Raw genomic sequence first — 21,756 nt, forward strand, 5'->3', positions numbered from 1 at the left:
GTTTGCCGTAGACGTGGTCGAACCCTTCCTTCAGATCGATCACATGGGCACGGCGCGGTTTCATCATCAGACCCAGGCCGTGCGCCGCTTCGGACCACCGTTTACCCTGCAAAGGGTTCGGCCTGACCCGGATGCTGAGGAAACGCAATGCCATGAGATCCTTCAGTACCTCCCTGAGGTGGCGGATGGCCGTGTTGTCGCAGCACACCGCCCCTCCCATTCCGCAGCCATCGGGGTAAGAACCCGCAACAAGGTCCACCGGGCCGATGGCCGTCGTGGTCACGAGCGGAACTATAACCTGGCACCCGTCTTCGAATATGTAGTAGCGGCTGATATCTTTGAACTTGCCCTCAGCGCAAATCGCGTTGTTCCACTCCGGCGATTGATACGGCATCGCCTCGTGGTCACGCGTCATCAATTGCTTCCAAGCGTCACGCGGCGCAGGGCTGGTGACCCGGTAGCAAATAGTCGACGTAATCCGATCGTCAGGAGTGTATTGCATTGGCCCCACTCAAGAAAATTAGGCTCTTAAGAGCCAGAAATTCAAACAATGCAAATATTTGATGCGAGGCCTGACTTAGAGGAGTGGCCGCGAATAAACTAACAGCGCAGAAGTCTTTACGGTTGGGCAAGCTTTCACATTATATATATTACGCATGTTTTAATTTATGAAAAGGCCCCTCAGCCCATAATCTTGCGCGCCGTCGATCGACTCCTTGGGAACTCAAGGGGCCGTGCCACGGCGCGTGTATCGCCCGACGTGCGCGGGAGGGATTTTTCAAGCTGATGCTCACCACTCAAGGGGCGTCGCCCGGGGGGAAACGGACTTGCAAACAGGTGCACGGTATGGGCGCAGCGCTAAGGGCTTCTCCCCTTCGAGGGGCGTTGCCTCGTTGAGCGAAGGCATATGGACTGATGCTTCGAGGCGCCCGCCATTATTTAGGCTCGACCTTGCCGGCGGTTTTGTTTTCTCACAGATGCCCGAACGCCTATGGACTTCAGTGGCTTGACTGCATGACCGCGAGAATAAAGGATTGAGCTGACGTGTAACGAGTTTCGGTCACCTGGCGGCCAGCAGCGGAGCTGGCCGTTTCCATTGGCTCGTTGTGTGCGCTTGCTTTGCATTGTGTCAGGACAACTCTCGCCGGGACGAAATGTCATGAGTGGAAACGGTTTCGAAACGATCTTGGTGACCGGCGGAGCCGGTTTCATTGGCGCGCATCTCGTGCGGCGATTGTTGGAAACTGGTCGTCAAGTTGTGGTCCTAGACGATCTAAGCTCAGGAAAGCCGGAAAATGTATCCCCGGCCGCCACCTTCATCAAAGGCTCTGTTCTGGATAGGGAGGTTGTTCGAGAGGCGCTTTCCTTGGTTCATGGCTGCATCCACTTGGCGGCGGTCGCTTCGGTCGAGAGGTGCAACCGGCAACTAACGTCTTCTCATGCGATCAACATAACCGGGTTCTTAAACCTCGTTGAGGCAATTGCGAATTCCGGTACCAAGCAGCCGCTTGTCTACGCCTCTTCAGCCGCCGTCTATGGGGCCAGCCAAAGCCTGCCGCTTTCTGAAGAGGGAAGGTGCGTTCCTCTGTCACCCTATGGTGCCGACAAACTCTCATGCGAATTGCACGCCCGCGCTGCCTATGAAGTCTACGGCATTTCGACGACAGGCCTTCGTTTCTTCAACGTCTTCGGGCCGGGCCAGGATCCGCGGTCACCCTATTCCGGGGTGATCACCAAGTTCGCGCAAAGGCTGAGCAGAAACGAAAATATCGTGATCTATGGCGACGGCACGCAGACACGCGATTTCGTTTACGTCGAAGATGTGGTTGAAGCGCTTATCCGCTCGGTGGAGCGCCCTGCGGTTGGTGCCCGGGTCTTGAACGTTTGCAGAGGTGTTGAGACGTCGATCAATGATCTCGCACGAATAATGATCGAAGAGACGAAATCTGATTGCGGTATCGACCACGTCGACGGCCTGCTCGGCGAAGTTAGGCGATCCCAGGGTTGCGTGCGGGCATTTCAAGAGGCGCTCGACTATCAATGCCGAACAGATCTTCGCGTTGGGTTGGCACAGTTGCTGGCGCCGGATCGGCGATAGCGTGCGGTGACGTCACTGCGTGCGCAGAGCCCCCCATTGAACTGAGTGCCAGTGGGCTGGCTGTAACCGGGACCTCTCCGTCCGGCGGCTAGTGATACCGGTTACCAAGGGCACTACCATCGGCCGTCGCGGGCAGGAGCCGAAAAACTTTCGCATTCGCGGATGCCCGCACCAGCTTGAAACGAGACGACATCAGTAAATCCTGCTCGATGCGATCGAAGTCACCCGGCCGCATTTGCCCGTTAGCCTCGAGGGAGGCCTTCTGGCTGCGCGTCAAGATTACATAGGCGTCGCGCCAGCGTGGATTGTCCATCCAACGCAAGAAAACACTGGACGGGTTGGCGACGACTTCTTTTCGAGTGGCTTCGGATTCCAGTGCGATCGCCAGATAGTAGAAGTTTTCGTAGTTCATGAACTGCGAGGGGTAGCTACGCGAGCCTTCGATGAGCAGTGTATCCTCCGGAGCCGAACTGTAGAGCCATTCAGCCACCGCGACCTCATCTTCAGCGAAGCGGTACTCGCGATCCTTGCCGTTGTTCGCAAACAGGAAGCCGATGGTTGAAAGCAATAAAATAGCGGCAAGTGGTGCAAAGACATAAGCCGGGGCCCCCGCCCGCACTGACGGAAAGAACGCCGTGGCGGCGAAGAAGGCGAGGAAGGGCGATGCGAAGAGATAAACACGGAAAATCGACTCTCCGCCATACGCCACGGCGATAAGCGGCATTGGTGAGAGCAGGAGTGCCGCGGCAGTGAGGTCCCAGTGACCATTCAGCAGCCGGCGCAATCCGCCCAGGAGCGCAAGGACAATGACACCTGCCGACAGCGCACGCCCGAACAGGACGACCCAAGCACGGTCGGCACTCACGTCAGCCACGTTCGCCAGCTTGCTCGTTGCTTCAGCAAGGGTACCCATGCTGGCCAGTTCGCTCAAGATTTGTTCGTAGACGAAAGGGGCCGCGGGCCAGAGAAGCCACAAGACTTCAGTGATGATTGCAAAGATCAGATAGGCGGGCGAAAGCCATCCGAGCACGGTTAAAGCGGCCGCGGCAAGGATAATCATGAGAGGCGTCAACTGATGCGTGACCACGATGACCGAAATAAGTGTCATGGCGAGCACGGCCGAAAGCGTACGGGCTAACCGACCACCCGTCCAAGACGGCAGGCCGCCGGGCAATGCGGGCGGGCCAAGCACATTCAGAAAACGAGGTCTTTGCGCCGCCCATGTTGTTTCCCTTTTGCGCAGTGGACCGAGAAACAGACCGATGAGAATGAGGTAGCAAAGAAATGTGACGCCTTGGGGCGAGAAATAATCCTGGCCGACCCAGTTGGCTGCGACGAATAACCAGCAGGCCGTCAGTTGAAGGCGGCGGTCCGCCGACAGTCTTTTGACCACTTGCAGGAACGCTCCGACAAGGCCGAGCGTCAGGACGGGTGGGGTAAAACTCACAATTGGCGCGAGATCGACTGATCTCAGGCCGAAGCGGTCGGCAAGCCAAGCTGTCGCCGCGAAAAGCCCGGGCCAATTGTGATAGGCTGCAAGAAATGACGCATTTCGGTCAACGGCTTCATAACGTTGTATGTAATCGATAACGCCCAGGTGCTTCCAGGCCCAGGAATAACGCAACGTTCCGTACACGAACGGCGGCGTACCGTGCAGGATAATAATCAGCGTGACCAGATAGAGAATGGGCAACGGGCCGCGCGTTCGTCCCCCGCAAACCAACCAGGCAAAACCGGCTGCAAGCAACGTTAGTGAAAGAAAAAAGCTTCGTGGCAGAACCGATACCAACCCGATGTCGGTCATGCGGTCGGGGTCTATCGCAGGCAGCGACACTGCCCAGAGAAGGAGTGTCGCAGAGAGTATAGCGGCCAGGGCCACATCGTATCGCCCGGCGGGCCGTCGCGATACTGCTTCCACTCCTGTGTTGGAGGCAATGTCTTCCACGTGAGCAAGGACGGTCATACTTCTAGCCCTTCCTTGCTACGACGGAGGCTGGTTCGGAGCTCGTCACACTTTGGCGGCCCCTTTGTCGCCGGAGGCAACCGATCGCAAGTGAGTGCGGTGCTGCGGTCACCTTTCCGCCGTACCAGGCCAAGACAAGGTCGATGTTAACTGCGAGCCACAACGCCTTGTCGGCAAAGCAGGCTGATTTGGTGAGATTGGTTGCAATATGATGCCACCAGGCCAGCCCGCACAATGCGCGCAACACCGCTGGGTCCGAGAGCGCACCGTAGCTCTCCTCCAGTGCGGCATTCAACGGCGCCATTCCAGTCATTTCATCGGGCGACAGTAGCGGTGTTTCCAAAATCCGGCGGACGACAAATCCCAGATCCTCGCCACTGCGCGCTGCGCGTGCCGTCAGCAATAAGAACATGGCGTCAAGGCCTGGAGGGGTGTCCTGGTTGGCGGTCTCCCAGTCAATGACTGCGCTCAGGCGAATATCTGCATCACCTGGACCGTTTGTAAAAAGCAAGTTTCCAGGAGCGAAGTCACCATGCCCGAGGCCGAGAGACAGGGAGCGGCCGTGCCAGAATTGGTATTGCTGTTGTCGGAAAATGGCGAGCGCATCAGCGCGTGCTGGCTCGCCCAGCAAAGGTGAGCGCGACGCGCATACGGTTTCGGCCCCAAAATCGAGCCAGCGTTCTAGCCAATCGTCGTTGATAATCCGCTTTGCCGCTGTACGCGAGTGCATGACGTGCATGGCGTTTATCGACTGGGCGAGAGCCGGGATGTACAGTTCGGACTTGGCAAAAATCGAACGTCCATCTTCGCCGGGCAGGGCGCGTTCTGCGAGCCTGGCTCCCGATGAATCAATGGAACTCGCAACGATTGTGGATACCGCGAAATCAAGTTGAGCAAGTGCTGGGTTGGCGGCTAACTCCTGGCTCCTTTTGATGTGTCGAGTGACCGCTCTATGTCCCTCGGGTGAGGTCGACGCCTTGAAAACAAGGAGTTCGGCGGGCGGGCGGGCCGTACGGAACATGCCTGTCCGCACATCGCTCTCCCGGTAGAATTCTTGCACCGTTTGCGGATCCGGCATTTCGAGCCCGGTCGCAGCACAAAAGCTTGCAATTGACGCCTGAAGCGGCGGCGAGGAATGGCGTCGAGGTCGGAGATTGCTCGATAGCCGCGCCAGCGATGACAGCAAGCGCAACGTGAGATCAATCCTGCCGGCTGGCCCGAGCCGGCGCGAAAGGTCAGCCAACAGGCCCGCGGCGGTGATGCTATGGGCAATGAGCCACGCAGTTGCCATCCCGACCGCGCCATGGATGGCGACAAGCGGAGTGCCAAGGCCAAGCACAATGGCCAACGTTATCACTTGAGCTAGTGCAACGATCTGCGTTCGACCTGTCGCACGGGCGACGGCAAGCATAAGCGTGACAAGGCTCCAAGGCAGGCATGAGATGGCAAGCAGCCGCAGCAGCGTAGAATTTGCAGCTGAAACTTCCATTCCAAGCATGGACAACAGCAGCGGCGCAGCAAGAATGAGCAAGAATACAACGCCCGCCAACGGTGCAATGGTATAAATGAGTGCATCGACCGCGAGGCGGTGCAGTTTCGTCTTGTCGAATGCGATCTCTGCCAAGAGGGAGATGCCCATCGAACGGCTGATGAGGTAGACCCCGTAAACAATCTCCCAGCAAATATAATAGACCGCCAGATGGGCCGAGCCGCCATAGTGGAGGACCACGAGTGGCGCTGTTCCCATTGCCGTCATCGAAGCGAGGGTCCCCAGATAGTCCCAACCAAAATAGCGGGTGAGTGCCTGGCGGTCAGCTCTCTCGGTGTCACCATTGATGCGGTGTTGGGGAAGAAAGCGAAAAAAAATCAGCCAATTGATGCCGGCCAACAAGAGCGGAAGTGGCAATACCCACGCTGCGTAGAGCCCCGCGCCTAAGATGGAGGAACCCGCAAAAAGCGTCAGCAGCAGCAGCTTGGCAACAGCGAACACCGCGTTTTCAACGGGGACAACGATCGCGCGACGCAAGCCGGCGAGTACACTGTCTTGGAGGGCAAAGAGCGTCCAGGCGACCGTTGCGACCACGAAGGCTGCAGCCGCGATGGGTTGCTCGCTCAGGAAACCCAGCTCTGGGGTGAGGCGGGAGATGAACAAAATGGCGAGCGTGGAAAGAAGAGCCGCCGCTGCGGCGGCCAACGTATAGGCCCAAAGCACCAGACGAGCAGCGCCATTCTGTCCGGTGGCGGGCAGGTAGCGGTTCAAAAAATTGCCCATGTTGAGCTGCGAAATATTCCCAAGCGCCAGCATGGTAGAGATAAGCGCGGCGCCGAGGCCCACTTGTTCGGGGGTATAAAAGCGTGATGCCAGCCCCCAGAAAACGAGTCCAAGTGCCGATGTCAGCCCGGCGCTCGCGACCAGCGCGTAACCGTTTTTCAAAAGCGGCGAGTGCGCGAGGGCCGCTATCGCCGGATACGCACGTGAAATTCGCGACATGAAGTTAGCTGTGTTGTGGTCTTTGCGTTGCAACATCAGCCGTCGTCCCGTTGCCAGATTCGTACGTAGTCGATGAGGTATTGCGAGGGGAACTTCGTAGACTTGGGTGGGGATCCTGCCCACTCACCCCCAACCGCCAAGTTTAGGAGCAGATACATCTCTTCGCTGGATATCGTTGCGGCGTCGGTGTGGCGCCAAACCTCCTTGCCGTCGAGGTACCAGATGATCTTATCCGGATCCCAGGTGAGGCTGTAGACGTGCCAACCCGCCGACAAGTCTGGCGTCTCGACATCCTTTCCGACGCTTTTTTTCTCCGAGGCTGCGTCGACGTAATGATAGTGCATTCGCAGCGTGGAGGCAGAATCTCCAAGTACCTCCATGAGGTCAATCTCTGGTCGGGATTCTCGGCTCTCAGGCAGGAGCCATATCGCAGCCCAGAATCCCTTACCCGCTGGGACTTTCGCTTTGACCTCCACGTGTCCATAGCGAAACCGCACGCGCGATGGCCGAGGCAACTCGTCGTAGTCACGCCCAGTGGTGACGATACCGGAGGTGTAATCGAATGTGCGCCCTTCAATTCCCGTGGCCTTTTGTCGTCGGGCAGTCAGGCGCAGATGCCCGTCGGAAATGGAGACGTTTTCGGGTCGGTACCATTGCAGTTCGGCATTGCCGAGATTGGTGCAGCCGTCCTTGTTCCACCAATAACAAGTCGTCCACTTGTCCCGGTCAAGCTGGCTGCCGTCGAAATCATCCCCGAACACGAGCCGCCATGAGCCCTTTTCGGCGATCGGAACTGGCTCGTCGGCACGTGCCGCCGAAAACGGCAGAAAGATGGACAGAAAGATGCCGGCGATGGCGACCGATCGGCTAAGACGCATCACGAAACCCTACCACGCGTTTAACGGTACTTCGGGCGAAACTATCGATCTTTGCGAGCGGAACGCGCTCATATCGATACTCTGCATAGGGAATGGCGACTGCACCGAAGCGAGATTTAAATTGTGCGAGAGAGGCCGAATTCCCTGTCTCACCCATGTGATAATGCGTACTGCCGAGCCGGCAGGCATCTTCAATGGCGGTGGCCTGCAGCAGATACGTGGCGCGGCATTCGCCTGCGAGCCCCTCGTCGATCGCGCCGCGCGTATAATGTGCTTGATGATGCATGAGCACCAATATTGCAGCAACGGGGCGGCCCCCAAGTCGGGCGACATAGAGGCGAAAGCCCTCGCCCAGGTGGGCAGCCATTGTAGCGAATTTCGAGCGAGGATCGCGGCGCAGCCCACGGAAGCGTGCAAGTGCCGCCGGTTCATGCTGTTTGCGTGCCCAGCGCACAAAGGAGAGTTCGAGCAGGCCGTGGAATTCGTCGATCAATCGATCACTGTTGCCAGCTTCCACCTCTACGCCATATTTTTGCGCACGCCTGATGTTGGTTCCTGCGTTGGACCGGAACCGCGCTGCTACGGCTTCAAAGCCGCCGGTCAGATCGACGACATGCGCCAGGCGAGGAATGGATGCCCAACCCGGTCGCATTGCCTCTGTCCAAACGTGCGCTTTGAGAGGGTTTGGTCGAACCTTTACTCCGACATAGGGCAACGTCTCCAGATGAGCGAGCACGGAGCGCAACTTCGTACCCGAGATTTCCTCATCCGATAACAGCCCGCCAAACCCCCAGGCCGGCGGCGGAGACCAAGCATAGCGCAAAGAAGCGACACCCCTGGTAAACAGAGGCAACACGGCATGGCTGCCGTCGGCGAAATGGAAGTCTTGCGGGTTACACCGGTAGTTGCCGGCGGCCGCGACCGCCTGTCCCCATCGCGGGGATTGGCTGGGGACTGCCGCCTGGTCGTGTTGATAGAGATTGAGCCACATGGCATCTGAAGCCGGCCCACTGGAATGAATGAGGTGTCCAAAGGCGTTTGGACCGATCGGTTGCGTCAATGCCGTCTCCGAAATCATACTGTCGATCCAGCACTTCCTTCTGGTCCATTATCGATAGCTTTCGCAAGCATAGGACGATTAAGCAGGAAATGAAATGCCCCAGATTGATCTGTCGGGGGGCGTGCAATCTCACAATTTTGTGCTTTACTGGGCGCGAATAAGTGAAGTGGCAGGCCATGCTTGGAGCCCGCGAATGCCTCACCGATTGCGAAGATACCTATCCGAAACGGCATGCAAACTCGAAAGAATGAGCTTGCGCAGGGCTCGTGTGCTGATCGTTGCGGCCGTATGGATGGCCGCCGTCTTGCCAGCGGCAGCCCAGTCTGTGGTTCTGGACACGGACGGGATATCGTTGCCTCATCTGGGGAGCGTGCTTCAACAGGCTTACCAACTGCCGCTTCTGATTGACGCAAAATCCACAGCGTCCAAACGCCAAGAGGCGCTGGCAATCGAGAAAGCGCGGTTGCGAGGTGTGATCGCAGATTTCGGCTACTTAGATGGAGATATCATTGAAGAGCATCAGGCTGGAAAAATAGTTCTTCGGCCGAAGCTTGGTGATCTCTACAGGGTGACATCCGTCGAATTGAAGGGAATCCGACAGTCGGAACTGGAGCGCGAGGTCGTAGATAGACTGGCCGCGATCATCGAAGAGTTCGTCGGGCAGCCCGCAACGACTTTTGTCGCTGAGACATTCACGCGGCGCATTCTCCAAACTGTCAGTGCGGAGGATTTCGCGCATGCACAGGGTTACAAAACGGAGTGGGTTCGCAAGGGCACGGGTATGGTGTCCGCCGTCATTGGTGTTGATTTGGGTCCCCGATCTCGCTTCGGGTCCGTCCAGTTTAGCGGTGCGCTCCGCATGCAGTCCGAACTCCAGCGCCTCGTTCCTTTTCAGCCGGGCGAACGATACAGTGCCTCACGCGTCGAAGAATTGCGCCGCAACCTTGAAGCTCTTCAGACGGTGAAGTCAGTAAACATCGCCATCGGCAAAGACCAAGACGGACTGCTCCCGATTGATGTTCGGATCCGTGAAGCGCCTGCAAATCTCGAAGCGCTCCGTCATACAGACCCAATCGACGTTGGAAGTGGCCTCGTCGCGATGGCAGGTCTTCTTTTGGTACAGGTCGGAACGCAGGCTGGCATTGTCCGATCTCGCCTGCGCCCACTAATTTGGGTCACGACCGCTTCCTTGTTTGTATTTGCAGTTCTGGCCACCCTGCGGCTCGCAAGCTTCCTCGCTTGAGGGGCGTGCCTTACACAGTCTCTACCGGTCGCCTTTGGGCGACGGAATAAGGGTTCCAACAATCAGTGGCCCCGTGATCGGTTGGCGTTGACTGGCGGCCTCGGCGAGAACCGCATCGATTTCTTCCTTGAGCGCGTGACCTTTGGCGACGAGGGCCGCCTCGGTCTGGATTAATTCAGATTTATCGCCAACCGATGTCGCGATGGCGCGCCGCACTTCTTTCACTTGAGCAGTGAGCGCGTTCCACTCTGTCATTAGTTTCATCCACCGCTGAACGGGGTCCGTTTTGGGAGCCTTTGCGGTATGTTCTTCCGATTGCATCGGCATCGCTTGCCTTTGATTTGCGTCGTAATCTCAACATACTGCTTCAGTCCGGATACTACGCGATTCCCTCTTCCTACGCCATCAATCTTACAGCTGCGGTTGGTCACAAAGAACCATCACGCATTCGGAGCGATGCGATTTCGATCAGTTAGATTGGAGGCGCTCTCCTCGTCGCGAACACGATACATCCAATCCGTCGCCTCCAAACCGCACGATTGAGGTCACGAGAACGTGTGAAGAAAGCACGCTTCTTGTGGGGGCGTTCGCTCCCATCAATCGCCTGAAATCCTCTGTATCTAAGCTATTCACGGTATTGTCATTTATGTTTCTGTTTGCGGAAACTTGATCGCCTTCAAGAATAAAGAGAAGCGTACGAATATAAAGTCTCCGGAGAATTTACGTCTCCCCTCAGGATTGTTTGCCGGAAATTTTCCGAAATCGGCAAATGTCGCATGATATACTTTGATATAATTCTGAAACAAAAGTTTCGCGCGGAGTAAATATTCGAATATATCAATAATAATAACGACTTGCTTCGCAGTCTGACCGATTTCAAGAAAAGCATATGATGGTTTACAAAGTTAGAATATTGTAATAAAGCTAATCGCGTACAAGTAATTCAAGCTTTTCCCTTCCACGGTCATATACATGGCTGGGGACCCGTATTTTTTTGCTTTCATTTTTTTGAGTGGAGGAATTTGAAGCGAAATGGGCGAACAATTTCACGAGTCATTAAGAGCAGCCCTCCGCCCGTCCGCTATGGACAAGGCCATTTTAGTGCCGAGGGTTAGTGTTATCGTCCCAACGGTAAATGAGGCGCAAAACCTTCCACACGTATTGCCGCGTATTCCCGCCTGGATCGATGAAGTAATTCTTGTCGACGGCAATTCCTCCGACGGAACGGTCGCGATTGCGCGAGAGCTTATGCCCGACATCGTCGTGATCGAGCAAGCGCGCCTCGGAAAAGGTGTTGCGCTTGCCGCTGGTTTCGCGGCGGCCCGTGGAGACATCCTTATTACCCTCGACGCCGATGGCTCGGCGGACCCGGAGGAGATGACCGGTTTCGTGGGCGCGCTGCTTGCCGGAGCCGATTTTGTCAAGGGGTCGCGTTTCCTGCAGGGTGGCGACACGCGTGACATGGAATGGTATCGACGCCTCGGAAATTGGGGCTTATTGCAATTGGTGCGCCTGCGTTTCGGCGGTCGATACAGTGATCTTTGCTACGGGTATAACGCCTTTTGGCGTGACGTGCTGCCTCATCTGCGTGTCGAGTCCGCTACAGGTTTCGAAATCGAAACGCAAATTAACATCCGTGCACTGCTGGCCGGTCTCGCTTTTGCAGAACTTCCAAGCCGCGAATATGCGCGCATCCATGGTGTCAGCAATTTACGCACAATACCCGATGGGTGGCGCGTGCTAAAAACAATCGCTCGGCTGGGCCTCAGCGAGCGCAGCCGTGCTGGCGAAGCCGTCCGTACACAGCGGGCAGGTTGAGGCCCGTTATGAATTCGATTGCGGTTGTGATCTGCGCTTATTCCGATGAGCGCCGCCTCCAACTTGGCGACGCTATCAACTCGATACTCAATCAGACACGGCAGGCCGACCGGCTTGTCATCGTCATCGACCACAATGACGACTTGTTGTGTGCGATGCGGGCGTCTTACCCTGAAATCGAGGTAATTGCTAATGATGGCGCGCGCGGCCTTTCGGGTGCGCGAAACACCGGTGTGCGCGCCGCCTTCCCGAGTGATGTCGTTGCATTTCTTGACGACGACGCCATTGCTGAGGCTGACTGGCTGGAACGGCTTACGGTACATTATGCTGATCCGAAGGTAATCGGTGTCGGCGGCAAGGTTTTGCCACTTTGGCAAGTCGGGCGACCACGGTGGTTCCCGGAAGAATTCCTGTGGGTCGTTGGTTGCAGTTATGATGGCTTGCCGACAAGGCTAAGCCCGGTCCGCAACCCGATCGGCTGCAATATGTCGTTTCGGCGGAGCGTTTTCGATGTCGTTGGCGGCTTTCTTGAGGGGCTCGGTCGCAGCGGACAGGATGCCGCCGGATGCGAAGAAACCGAACTGTGTATTCGCGCGCGCCGGCATCTCCCCGACGCTGTGATCCTTTATGATCCCCAAGCGGTTGTTCACCACCACGTCACCGCAGAAAGAACGCGGTGGGGCTACTTCCGAAAGCGATGCCAGGCCGAGGGGCGCTCGAAAAATGCCGTGGTCGGCACCGAAGGGGCGAGCGCGGAGCTTGGCACCGAGCGTGCCTATGTCACCCGAACGTTGCCGGCAGGCGTCCTGCGCGGCGTGAGTGATATGGTGACCCGGCTTGATCCCTTTGGACCGGCCAGAGCTTTCGCCATTGCTGCGGGGCTCGTGTTTACGACAGCAGCGTATCTCGGGGCAAAACTCTCCAGACGTGTGAACCCGTTCCACCCCATCAAGGTTGTCAGCGTAGATCATACAAAACCCCTTCCGGCGATCGATCTCCGGCGGCCGAGTGACGGGTCATATGGCGGTATCTTCTGTTTGGTTCGCTCCGGGGCAGATCCGCTCAGGATTGTCGAGCTGCAGCATTCTGGTCCCGTCATTGAACCCGCTGACATACTATCGCGTATAGGTTCCGAGCGCTCTTTGCCGGCGACCGCAGCCGGTCCTGTCTCCGTGCGCGAAAAAGTGGCTGTTGTGATAGCGACACGCGACCGCGCTGAAAGCCTGGATCGCTGCCTCGCGTCTCTTTTTAATCAAACCCGTGCACCCGACGAGGTGCATGTCGTAGACAACGCACCGGCATCGACGGCAACAGTGGATCTGATTTCGGCGCGTTACCGGGGACGGGTGCATTATGTGCTTGAGCCGACCCCGGGGCTCGGCCGAGCGCACAATACCGGCCTGCGCTATGTGTCGAGTGACATCGTCCTTTTCACCGATGACGACGTTGTACTCGACCAGCATTGGATCGAAGCGATGGCCGGGCCGATGGAGGAGGACAAAGCAGTCGGTTGCGTGACCGGCTTGATCCTGCCGGCCGAACTCGAAACCCGGGCGCAAGTCTGGACGGAACGGCACGGCGGTTTCGGCAAGGGCTTTCAGCGCCGCGTCTATGATTTGGAGGCGAACCGGCCAAAAGGCATGCTTTTTCCCTTCACGGCCGGCCAGTTCGGCTCCGGTGCGAACATGGCTTTCCGAGCCAGTGCGTTGCGTCGAGTTGGTGGTTTCGATGCGGCGCTTGGTGCTGGAACGCTGGCGCGCGGTGGCGATGACCTCGCCGCATTCTTCGCGATCATAAGCGGCGGTTTCCAGCTGGTATACCAACCACGGGGCATCGTCTGGCATTACCATCGCCGCGGCGAAGAAGGCATGCGCCGCCAGGCCTTTTGTTACGGCATGGGGCTCGGTGCCTACCTGACGAAGATCATTGTCGACGAACCGCGTCGGGCTTTCCGACTTGCCAAGGCATTTCCGGCGGGCATCCTCCACATGGCGGGGCCAACCTCGCAGAAGACCACTCGGTTACCCAGTGATTATCCGCTGCGGCTGATTTGGATGGAGCGTCTCGGCATCCTCGCAGGAATCCCGGGCTACTTTAGAAGTCTCGCAAAGCGCAGGCGCGACGACCGGCCGCGCAGCGGCCTCGACGCAACGCGACCAGCCCAAAAAGAGGTGTGATATGCAATCTATCCCGATTTTGGTCTATCACAGTGTCGGTCGTGATTATGCCCCGGCATATCGACGCTGGATTGTGACCGAGCGGGAGTTGGACGCGCATCTTCGTGCCTTGTCGCAGCGCGGCTACCGTTCGATTACGGTTGCCGACCTCGCGTTGTTGAGAAGCCGCGGACAATTGGTTCCTCCGCGCACCTGCTTGATCACCTTCGACGATGGTCTTCGGGATTTTTCCGAAGCCGCGCTGCCTGTTCTGGCCGCCCGCAAATTCGCCGCTACCCTCTACGTCGCCACTGGATTTGTAGGCAAGACCGCTCGATGGCTTTCAGATCTTGGCGAGGGAAATCGTCCGATGCTCGACTGGGGCGCGTTGCGTGATCTGCAACGCGCAGGAGTCGAAATTGGCGCGCATTCTGTGAGCCATCCGGAACTTGACACGCTTTCGAGGGCAAAAGCGACAGCGGAGCTTCGAGATAGCAAGAAAGCCCTGGAAGACGGTTTGGGTGCTCCCGTCACCACATTTGCCTACCCCCACGGTTACGCGTCAAGCGAAACGCGCCGCATTGCGCAAGAGGCCGGATACCTTGCGGCTTGCCGCGTTCGCCACGCGCTGAGTAGCCAGACGGAGGATCTCTTCGCGCTGTCTCGCATTGTTGTCACCAGCGAGGTGACACCGGACGCGCTCTTGGATCTGATCGAGATGCCGCAACTGCCCGTCGCGCCACCGGTCGACCGGCTCATTGGTACTGGATGGCGTGCGGCAAGACGCATGCGCGCCTTGCACCGGTCGGTGTTTCCACGACGCCAGGTGGCCGGGTCAGAAAGTGGGGGGTGATGCGTTCAGCGGGATGGATCGGCCTGGTCGCGGTTGGCTTCCTTTGGGCGGGGTCGGCGTCTGCCACTACGCCACAAACCTCCGCAAATCGCCCTAATTCACAAACCGACCTGCCTGATGGAGACCAGGTTTTCCAGCCCAACCTCGGTCGAGCACTCTCACAACTGGCTGATCTCTACCTCGCACGCCGGATCGACGCTCCGACCGTCGACCGGTTGCTCGTGGAGTATGAAGACTTGCTGCGCAACGCCGGGCCCGATGCGATCGTAGCCGTGTCGGAGCCGAAAACCGGAGGTGCGGTTGTCAATGATACTCCCGACGGCGCCCGCGTCCTCAAGCTCTACTCACGGGCGGCAGCCTATGGGTATCGCGGTGCGCTGATCGGCCTGGGAGATCTCTACAGTCGTGGCGAACTCGTGGCGCATGATCCGACAAAGGCGTTCGCCGCGTACACGAAGGCGGCAAACCAAGGGGTCGTCGCTGGGCAGTTGCGGGTCGCGGAGTTGTTGATCCGCGGTGAAGGCACGCAACGCGACGTCGCGGCAGGAGCGGCAAACCTGCGCTCGGTCGGCGGTTCCGACAATCCAGCCGTGCTCGAGCAACTGGCTGATCTTTGTCTATCCGGGCGCGTTCCGGAGCAGGGGGAGATCGCCGTTGCCGCGCTTCGCAAGGCCGCAGCGCTTGGCTCGACGAGGGCGCACGTCAGGCTGGGAGACCTCTACTATTCCGGAACGGTCCTGGCGACCGACTACGCCGCGGCGGTCGTTCATTATCGCCCGGCTGCCGAGCAAGGAAACGTGGACGCTAAGGTCCGGCTTGCGGAAATGCAGGCGCGCGGTCAAGGCATGGCACGCAATGTGAAGCAAGCGATCGGTGAACTGCAGGCCCTGGCCGATCTCGGTGCGCCAATTGCCGACCTCTCACTTGGAAGTTTCTATCTGAAAGGCGATGTCATCCCGGCGGATTGGCACCGCGCGGTGGAATATTACCGTCAGGCCGCCGCCCACGGCAGCACGACGGCGCTGATGCAGCTTGGCGATCTGTACGCGGATCAAGCGGCGGTGAATGGTGATTATGGTCCAGCTGTTGCAAGTTACCGCCAGGCTGCGGCGACCGGCAATGTCGGTGCAAGAGTGCGGCTTGCCGAGATGAAGGCGAGGGGACGCGGCATGTCGCGGGATCTCGCCAGTGCGACAACAGAGTTGATCTCGCTTGCCAGTACAGGAGAAGCCGCTGCCTCTTTGGCGCTCGGTGACCTCTATGCGGACGGTCGGGCACTCGCGATCGAGCCCGCCAAGGCGCTAATCTACTATCGTCAGGCAGCCGCTCAAGGCAGCGTAACGGCCTTGATAAGGCTCGGCGAATTTCATTCGGAAGGTGAATTGTCACGGCCTGAATATGGGCGGGCGCTCGAATACTATCGAGCAGCAATCGAGAGAGGTAGTGCCAGCGCAAAGGTGCGCCTAGCCGAAATGGAAGCAAGGGGGCGTGGCGTGGCGCAGGACGTTGCCTCTGCCAAGGCCGAACTGGAAGGCTTGGCGGCACAGGGCGAGGGGGAGGCGTCACTTATCCTGGGCGATCTCTACGCGCGAGGGGATCTCATGCCGGTCGATGCTGCCCAAGCCTGGCTTCATTATCGGCGCGCTGCCGATCAGGGGAGTGTGCCGGCGCTGACACGGCTTGGGGATCTCTACTCCTCGAATGACACCTCCAAGCCTGACTACACGCTCGCGCAGGACTATTACCGCCGCGCCGTTGGCAGGGGCAGCGCAAATGCGCAAGTGCGGCTTGCGGAAATGGAGGCTCACGGACAGGGAACCGTTCAAAACGTATCATTGGCAACCCGTACGTTGATGGCACTCGCTGAGCGCGGGGAACCGGCCGCGGCCCTCACCTTGGGGAACCTCTACTACGGCGGAGAGGTCGTGCGGGCTGATCCGGCACGCGCAATCGGTTACTACCAGCAAGCTGCCGCGCTCGGAAGCACAACGGCTTTGGTTCGGCTGGGCGATATTTACGCCGCCCAGGGCGCACTGACGGGCGACTACGGGACTGCAATCGTAAGCTATGAACAGGCGGCGGCCAGGGGCAATGCCGGCGCGAAGGTGCGCCTTTCGGAAATGAAGGCAAGGGGACGCGGTACTGCACAGGACATATCAACCGCGAAGGCCGAATTGGATGCTTTGGCCGCGGCGGGGGAGGCTGGTGCCTCTCTGGCTCTCGGCAATCTCTATAGCGACGGACAGGCGATACCGGCCGAGCCGGCGCAGGCTTTGACTTACTTTCAAAGGGCTGTGGCACAGGGCAGTGTGTCGGCGCTTCTTCGGCTCGGCGAGTTCTATTCCGACGGTGAGCGGTCCGCTGCTGACTACGGGCGCGCGATGGAATTCTTTCAAAAGGCCGCAGAGACTGGAAACGTCGGCGCAAAGGTGCGGATCGCTGAAATGAAGGCGCGTGGGCGCGGAGTTCGCCAGGACATCGCCTCCGCGAAGGTAGATCTCGAGCAGCTTGCGGCGGGGGGTGATGCAGATGCGTCCTTGGCCCTTGGCGATCTCTACGGCAGAGGCGAGGTCGTTGCCGTCGATCCGCACAAGGCCCTGCACTGGTATCGTCAGGCCGCAGATGTGGGCAGCGTGACCGCCCTGTTGCGGCTTGGTGACCTATATTCCCAAGGGCAGCCAACGATAATCAACTATGGGCTTGCGCAGGAGTTTTATCGTCAGGCGGTCGGTCGGGGGAGCGTGAATGCCAAGATCCGGCTCGCTGAAATGCAGGCGCGTGGGCAGGGCGTTGCTGGCGATGTGGCGACCGCGACCCGGGAACTGGCCGAGCTTGCGCAGCGGGGCGAGACTGCGGCGGCTCTCGCGTTGGGTGATCTTTACGGTAGGGGAGAGGCCGTATCTGCGGATCCAACACAAGGTCTGCAATACTATCGTCAGGCGGCCACGCAAGGCAGCATGACGGCGTATCTGCGACTGGGCGACGTCTATTCTGCCGGCAGGACATCGACAACGGACTATGCCGCAGCGCTCGATCACTATCGGCGGGCTGCCGGCCGAGGAAATATGGTGGCAAAGGTCCGGCTCGCGGAAATGAAGGCGCGAGGACAGGGCGTGGCGCAGGATGTCGCGTCTGCGACAAGCGAGTTGACCGCCCTGGCAGACGCAGGAGAAAAGGCCGCAGCAGTCGCATTGGGCGAGCTTTATAGCAACGGCCAGGTCGTCTCTCTCGATCCGACCCTCGCGGCCGGTTATTACCGCCAGGCCGCGGAGCTTGGCAGCGTCGAGGCGAAAGTCCGGCTCGCGGAGATGAAGGCAAGAGGACAGGGCGTCGCGCAAAATGTGACCGCTGCTACCGCAGAACTTGCCGCACTTGCCAAGGCAGGAGAGGCCAGCGCGTCCCTCACCCTTGGTGATCTCTATGCCGAGGGAAGGATCGTTCCGTCCGATCCGCCTGTCGCCCTGAAATATTATCGGCAGGCGATCTCACAGGGTAGCTCAACCGCGCATCTTCGGTTGGGCAATCTCTACTCCGCCGGCGGTCTGTTCGCGACGAACTACGCGGAAGCGTTCGACCAATATCGTCAGGCGGCAGAGCGGGGTAGCAACGAGGCAAAGATCCGGCTTGCAGAAATGACAGCGCGGGGCCAAGGCGCGACCCAGGACGTCGTGTCGGCGACGCGTGCGTTGACGGCGCTTGCCGACAGTGGCGACACGGCCGCAGCGATCTCGCTGGGGGATCTTTACGGTGCGGGAGAGGTGGTGCCGTCTGATCCGGTAAGAGCGCTGCATTATTATCGGCAGGCGGCCGAAGAAGGCAGCGTTAGCGCGTTGCTGCGACTGGGCGGATACTATTCCGAAAGCGAATCGCCAGTAGCGGATTTTGCCTTGGCGCAAAACTATTATCGCCAGGCTGCCGGGCAGGGGAACGCTGAGGCCGTAGTCCGGCTGGCAGAAATGAAGGCCCGTGGACAGGGCGTGTCTCGAGACGTGTCTTCGGCGACAAAAGAGTTGGCTGCTCTGGCCGAACGGGGGGAAGCGGCGGCCGCCCTTTCCCTGGGTGAATTCTACCGCAAGGGGGAGGTGGTGCAGGCCGACCCGGTTCGCACAGTCGACTATTATCGGCAGGCGGCCGGCCGAGGCAGCCTCACGGCACTGCTACGGCTCGGCGAGCTCTATTCCATGAGCGAGACGACGATGACCGATTATGCCCGTGCGCGGGACTTTTACCGCCAGGCCGCAGGCCAGGGTAGCGTGGAGGCGAAGGTCCGGCTTGCGGAAATGAAGGCGCGCGGTCTTGGCGTCACGCAAGACCTCGCATCCGCTCAAGCCGAACTCAAGAGCCTTGCTGCGACCGGCCGACAGGAGGCTTCGCTGGCGTTGGGTGATCTCTACAGCGACGGCAAGGTCGTCCCGGCTGATCCTGCCCAGGCATTAGAGTATTTCCGCCAGGCAGCGTCTCAGGGCAGCACGACGGCGAATGTTCGAATGGGGGATCTCTATTTCGCCGGCAAAGGGGTGGCGACAGACTTTGCGACTGCCTTCGACCACTATCGCCGTGCAGCCGAGCGCGGGAATTTGGAGGCAAAGGTTCGGCTCGCGGAAATGCGGGCGCAGGGTAAAGGGATCCCACAGGATCTCTCCGCTGCGAAAATTGAGCTCGACAACCTTGCCACGCGCGGTGGGGCAGAGGCGTCGCTTGCCGTCGGCGATCTTTACAGCAAGGGCGAAGCCGTGCCGGCGGACCGCGCCCGAGCCGCGGACTATTACCGACAGGCGGCAGCGCAAGGCAACGTCGCGGCCCTGCTGCGGCTCGGCGACTTCTATTCGGAAGGTCAGGCGGCCACGACAGACTTCACGCTCGCACAAAGCTACTATCGTCGCGCTGCAGAACAGGGGAATGTCGCGGCAAAGATACGGCTTGCAGAGATGCAGGCCAGAGGGCAAGGCGGTGAGCAGAACGCGGACGCAGCCAAGTCCGAGTTGGCCGCGCTTGCTGACCGAGGTGAAGCGAGCGCTGCGCTCGCCTTAGGCGATCTCTATGGAAGCGCAGGCGCAATCCCCGTCGATGCGAGCCAGGCAATCCGCTACTACGAACAGGCAGCAAAACAGGGAAGCTTGACTGCACTGCTGCGGCTCGGCGACGCCTATCGAGCGCACGAACCAACCAAGGCCTTCGCCGCTTATAGCGCAGCCGCAAAGCAGGGCAGTCTGGATGGGAGCCTGCGGGTTGCGGAGCTGACGATCCGTGGCGAGGGGACAGTACAGGATGTATCGCAAGGCGTCGCGAATTTGCGTTTGCTCGCAAAAAGTGACAGCCCGAGCGTGCTTGAAGCACTGGCCGACCTCTGTTTGTCCGGTCGCGTGCCAATGCAGCCGGAACTTGGCGTTGCGGCCTTGGAGCGTGCGGCAAATGTCGGTTCTGTCGATGCGCATGTGCGGCTTGGCGATCTATACGCCGCCGGAGACGCGGTGGCACTCAACTATTCGCTTGCGCTCGAGCACTATCGGCAGGCGGCGGGACAAGGGAACCTTGAGGCGAAGGTCCGGCTGGCGGAGATGAAGGCGCTCGGTCGCGGCATGGCTCCGGACGCCGGGTCTGCTACGGGCGAATTGGCGATGCTCGCCGCGCAAGGTGAAGCAGGTGCCGCTTTTTCGCTGGGAGACCTCTATACCAAGGGCCAAACGGTGCCCGTTGATCCTGGGCGCGCGCGACAATACTACCAACAAGCTGCCGGCCAAGGCAGCGTGCGAGCCATGTTGCGGCTTGGCGACGGCTATCGGGCGGACGATCCGGCCAAGGCATTCGCGTCCTACGGCGCAGCCGCGGATCAGGGCAACATGGAGGGCCGGCTCCGCGTCGCCGAGCTGACGATACGGGGCGAAGGCACAGGACGCGACGTCTCCGGCGGGATGGCGCAACTGCGTGCGCTCGGGACCAGTGCAAGTCCGGATATCCTGGTCGCACTCGCCGAGCTCTACCTTTCCGGTCGCATACCCTTGCAGCCGAGCCTCGCTGTGGCGGCACTCGAAAAGGCAACGCAGTTCGGATCCATTCGGGCGCATTTGCGCCTTGGCGATCTTTATGCCGAGGGGCAGGACGTGAAAGCGGACTACAGCGTTGCGCTCGAGCATTATCGTCAGGCCACAGAACAGGGCGATGTCGACGCCAAGATACGTCTTGCCGAGATGCAGGCACGAGGCCAAGGCATGAACAAGGACGTCGCTTCGGCAGTCCATACGTTAACAGCACTGGCAGCAGACGGGTCGGCGTCAGCCTTGCTTTCGCTCGGCGATCTTTACGGCGGGGGGCAAGTAACCGCGCTCGATCCGAAGTTGGCCCTGACATATTATCGGGACGCCGCGGCGAAGGGCAGCGTCTCAGCAATGCTCAGGCTCGGTGACGCTTATAACAGCGGTCGTCTCGCTGCGCGCAACGTAAAGGAAGCTGAGAAATACTACAAAATGGCTTTCGAAACGGGGAACCCGGGTGCCGCCTTAGCACTGGGGCGTTTCAATGCTTCTTCGAAGACCAGAAAGGCCGCGGCGGCAGGCGTCGTCCTGCTGCGACGTTCCGTTGAAGAAAACGTGGTCGGTGCATCATCAGCCGTCGCCGAGGCCCTCTTCTACGGGCAGGGCGCGGCACGCAGCAGCAAGGAGGCTGTGTCGGTGCTGCAGAAGGCCGCGAAAGAGGGTGATCGGATTGCAGCGATCGATTTGATCGAGGCCTATCGCGACGGCAAGCGTGACGGTCGGACGCAACTTGTACGCAAGGACAGCGCCAAAGCGAAGTCCGCCCTGGCCGCTTCGGCAGACCTGCTTTCCGGCCCCGAGATGAGCATTCAGACCTTCCTTTTGGATGCCTCGACGGCAAAAGAAAGCGCGTTTGAGGCCCTCAGCAACAGGTTCACGACCCTCACCCAACCGGAACGTCAGCGGGTCGTGCGTGACTTGTCGAGGACGAAGCCCCAGCTTTTTGCCTATGTGATCGAGATACGGCTGCGCCAAAGCGGCGTGCGTGTCGGGCCACTTGACGGCCGGTTGAACGGGGCGGCCCAAGCGGCATTGGTGCGGCAATGCCGCACACTTCTCCCAGCGCGCCAATGCAATCAAGGCGTCTCGACGCCGCGCGTCGTCGAGACGCTTGCTCAGATGTTTTGAAGCAGCTTTTCAGGTGCGGTTTGCAGGCCCTACCGC

General features: G+C 59.4%; 12 protein-coding genes. 6 read left to right on the top strand and 6 right to left on the bottom strand.

The genetic code is table 11. The annotated features are described in order from the left end of the window. On the bottom strand, nt 1-415 hold a 415-nt coding region (locus I8N66_RS06220), incomplete at its 3' end, for a hypothetical protein (RefSeq protein WP_291150986.1). 744 nt (nt 416-1,159) lie between these two features. On the opposite strand from I8N66_RS06220, the gene I8N66_RS06225 reads away from it, so the two are divergent. After that, on the top strand, nt 1,160-2,098 hold the full coding sequence (locus I8N66_RS06225; protein WP_291150989.1) for an NAD-dependent epimerase/dehydratase family protein: 939 nt from the start codon (nt 1,160-1,162) through the stop codon (nt 2,096-2,098). 88 nt (nt 2,099-2,186) lie between these two features. Here the strand turns inward: I8N66_RS06225 and I8N66_RS06230 are convergent, their stop codons facing one another. The 4 genes from I8N66_RS06230 to I8N66_RS06245 are packed head-to-tail and all read right to left on the bottom strand — an operon-like array spanning nt 2,187 to nt 8,490. Then, nucleotides 2,187-4,061 (bottom strand): hypothetical protein, encoded by a 1,875-nt coding sequence (locus I8N66_RS06230; protein ID WP_291150992.1) that lies wholly within the window; start codon nt 4,059-4,061, stop codon nt 2,187-2,189. 4 nt (nt 4,062-4,065) lie between these two features. Next, nucleotides 4,066-6,588: a phosphotransferase gene (locus I8N66_RS06235; RefSeq protein ID WP_291150995.1), complete on the bottom strand. Its 2,523-nt coding sequence runs from the start codon at nt 6,586-6,588 to the stop codon at nt 4,066-4,068. Beyond that, entirely contained in the window at nt 6,588-7,430 is an 843-nt protein-coding gene (locus tag I8N66_RS06240; protein ID WP_291151113.1) for a glycoside hydrolase family 16 protein, read from the bottom strand. The genes I8N66_RS06235 and I8N66_RS06240 overlap by 1 nt, the downstream gene beginning before the upstream one ends. Beyond that, nucleotides 7,420-8,490: a GNAT family N-acetyltransferase gene (locus I8N66_RS06245; protein ID WP_291150998.1), complete on the bottom strand. Its 1,071-nt coding sequence runs from the start codon at nt 8,488-8,490 to the stop codon at nt 7,420-7,422. Before I8N66_RS06245 ends, I8N66_RS06240 begins: the two co-directional genes overlap by 11 nt. Before the next feature lie 94 nt (nt 8,491-8,584). Here I8N66_RS06245 and I8N66_RS06250 point away from each other — a divergent pair, with 94 nt between their 5' ends. Beyond that, the gene (locus I8N66_RS06250) at nt 8,585-9,733 is read left to right on the top strand and encodes a POTRA domain-containing protein (RefSeq protein ID WP_291151001.1); all 1,149 of its coding nucleotides are present in this window, start codon (nt 8,585-8,587) and stop codon (nt 9,731-9,733) included. A gap of 21 nt (nt 9,734-9,754) precedes the next feature. Here the strand turns inward: I8N66_RS06250 and I8N66_RS06255 are convergent, their stop codons facing one another. Then, complete coding sequence (locus I8N66_RS06255) at nt 9,755-9,988, bottom strand: hypothetical protein (protein ID WP_291151004.1); 234 nt, start codon at nt 9,986-9,988, stop codon at nt 9,755-9,757. Nucleotides 9,989-10,765: 777 nt separating this feature from the next. Between I8N66_RS06255 and I8N66_RS06260 the strand changes: the two genes are divergently transcribed. Genes I8N66_RS06260 through I8N66_RS06275 form a run of 4 tightly spaced genes read left to right on the top strand, consistent with a single transcriptional unit; the run spans nt 10,766 to nt 21,720 of the window. Beyond that, complete coding sequence (locus tag I8N66_RS06260) at nt 10,766-11,551, top strand: glycosyltransferase family 2 protein (protein ID WP_291151006.1); 786 nt, start codon at nt 10,766-10,768, stop codon at nt 11,549-11,551. An 8-nt stretch (nt 11,552-11,559) separates the two neighbouring features. Further along, entirely contained in the window at nt 11,560-13,728 is a 2,169-nt protein-coding gene (locus I8N66_RS06265) for a glycosyltransferase (protein ID WP_291151008.1), read from the top strand. Between the two features lies 1 nt (nt 13,729). After that, nucleotides 13,730-14,560, top strand: a complete 831-nt coding sequence (locus tag I8N66_RS06270; RefSeq protein ID WP_291151011.1) for a polysaccharide deacetylase family protein — start codon at nt 13,730-13,732, stop codon at nt 14,558-14,560. Beyond that, entirely contained in the window at nt 14,560-21,720 is a 7,161-nt protein-coding gene (locus tag I8N66_RS06275; protein ID WP_291151013.1) for a tetratricopeptide repeat protein, read from the top strand. Before I8N66_RS06270 ends, I8N66_RS06275 begins: the two co-directional genes overlap by 1 nt. The last annotated feature ends 36 nt before the right edge of the window (nt 21,721-21,756 follow it).

The organism is Ensifer sp. SSB1 (assembly GCF_016652895.1).
Classification (GTDB): Bacteria; Pseudomonadota; Alphaproteobacteria; order Rhizobiales; family Rhizobiaceae; genus Ensifer.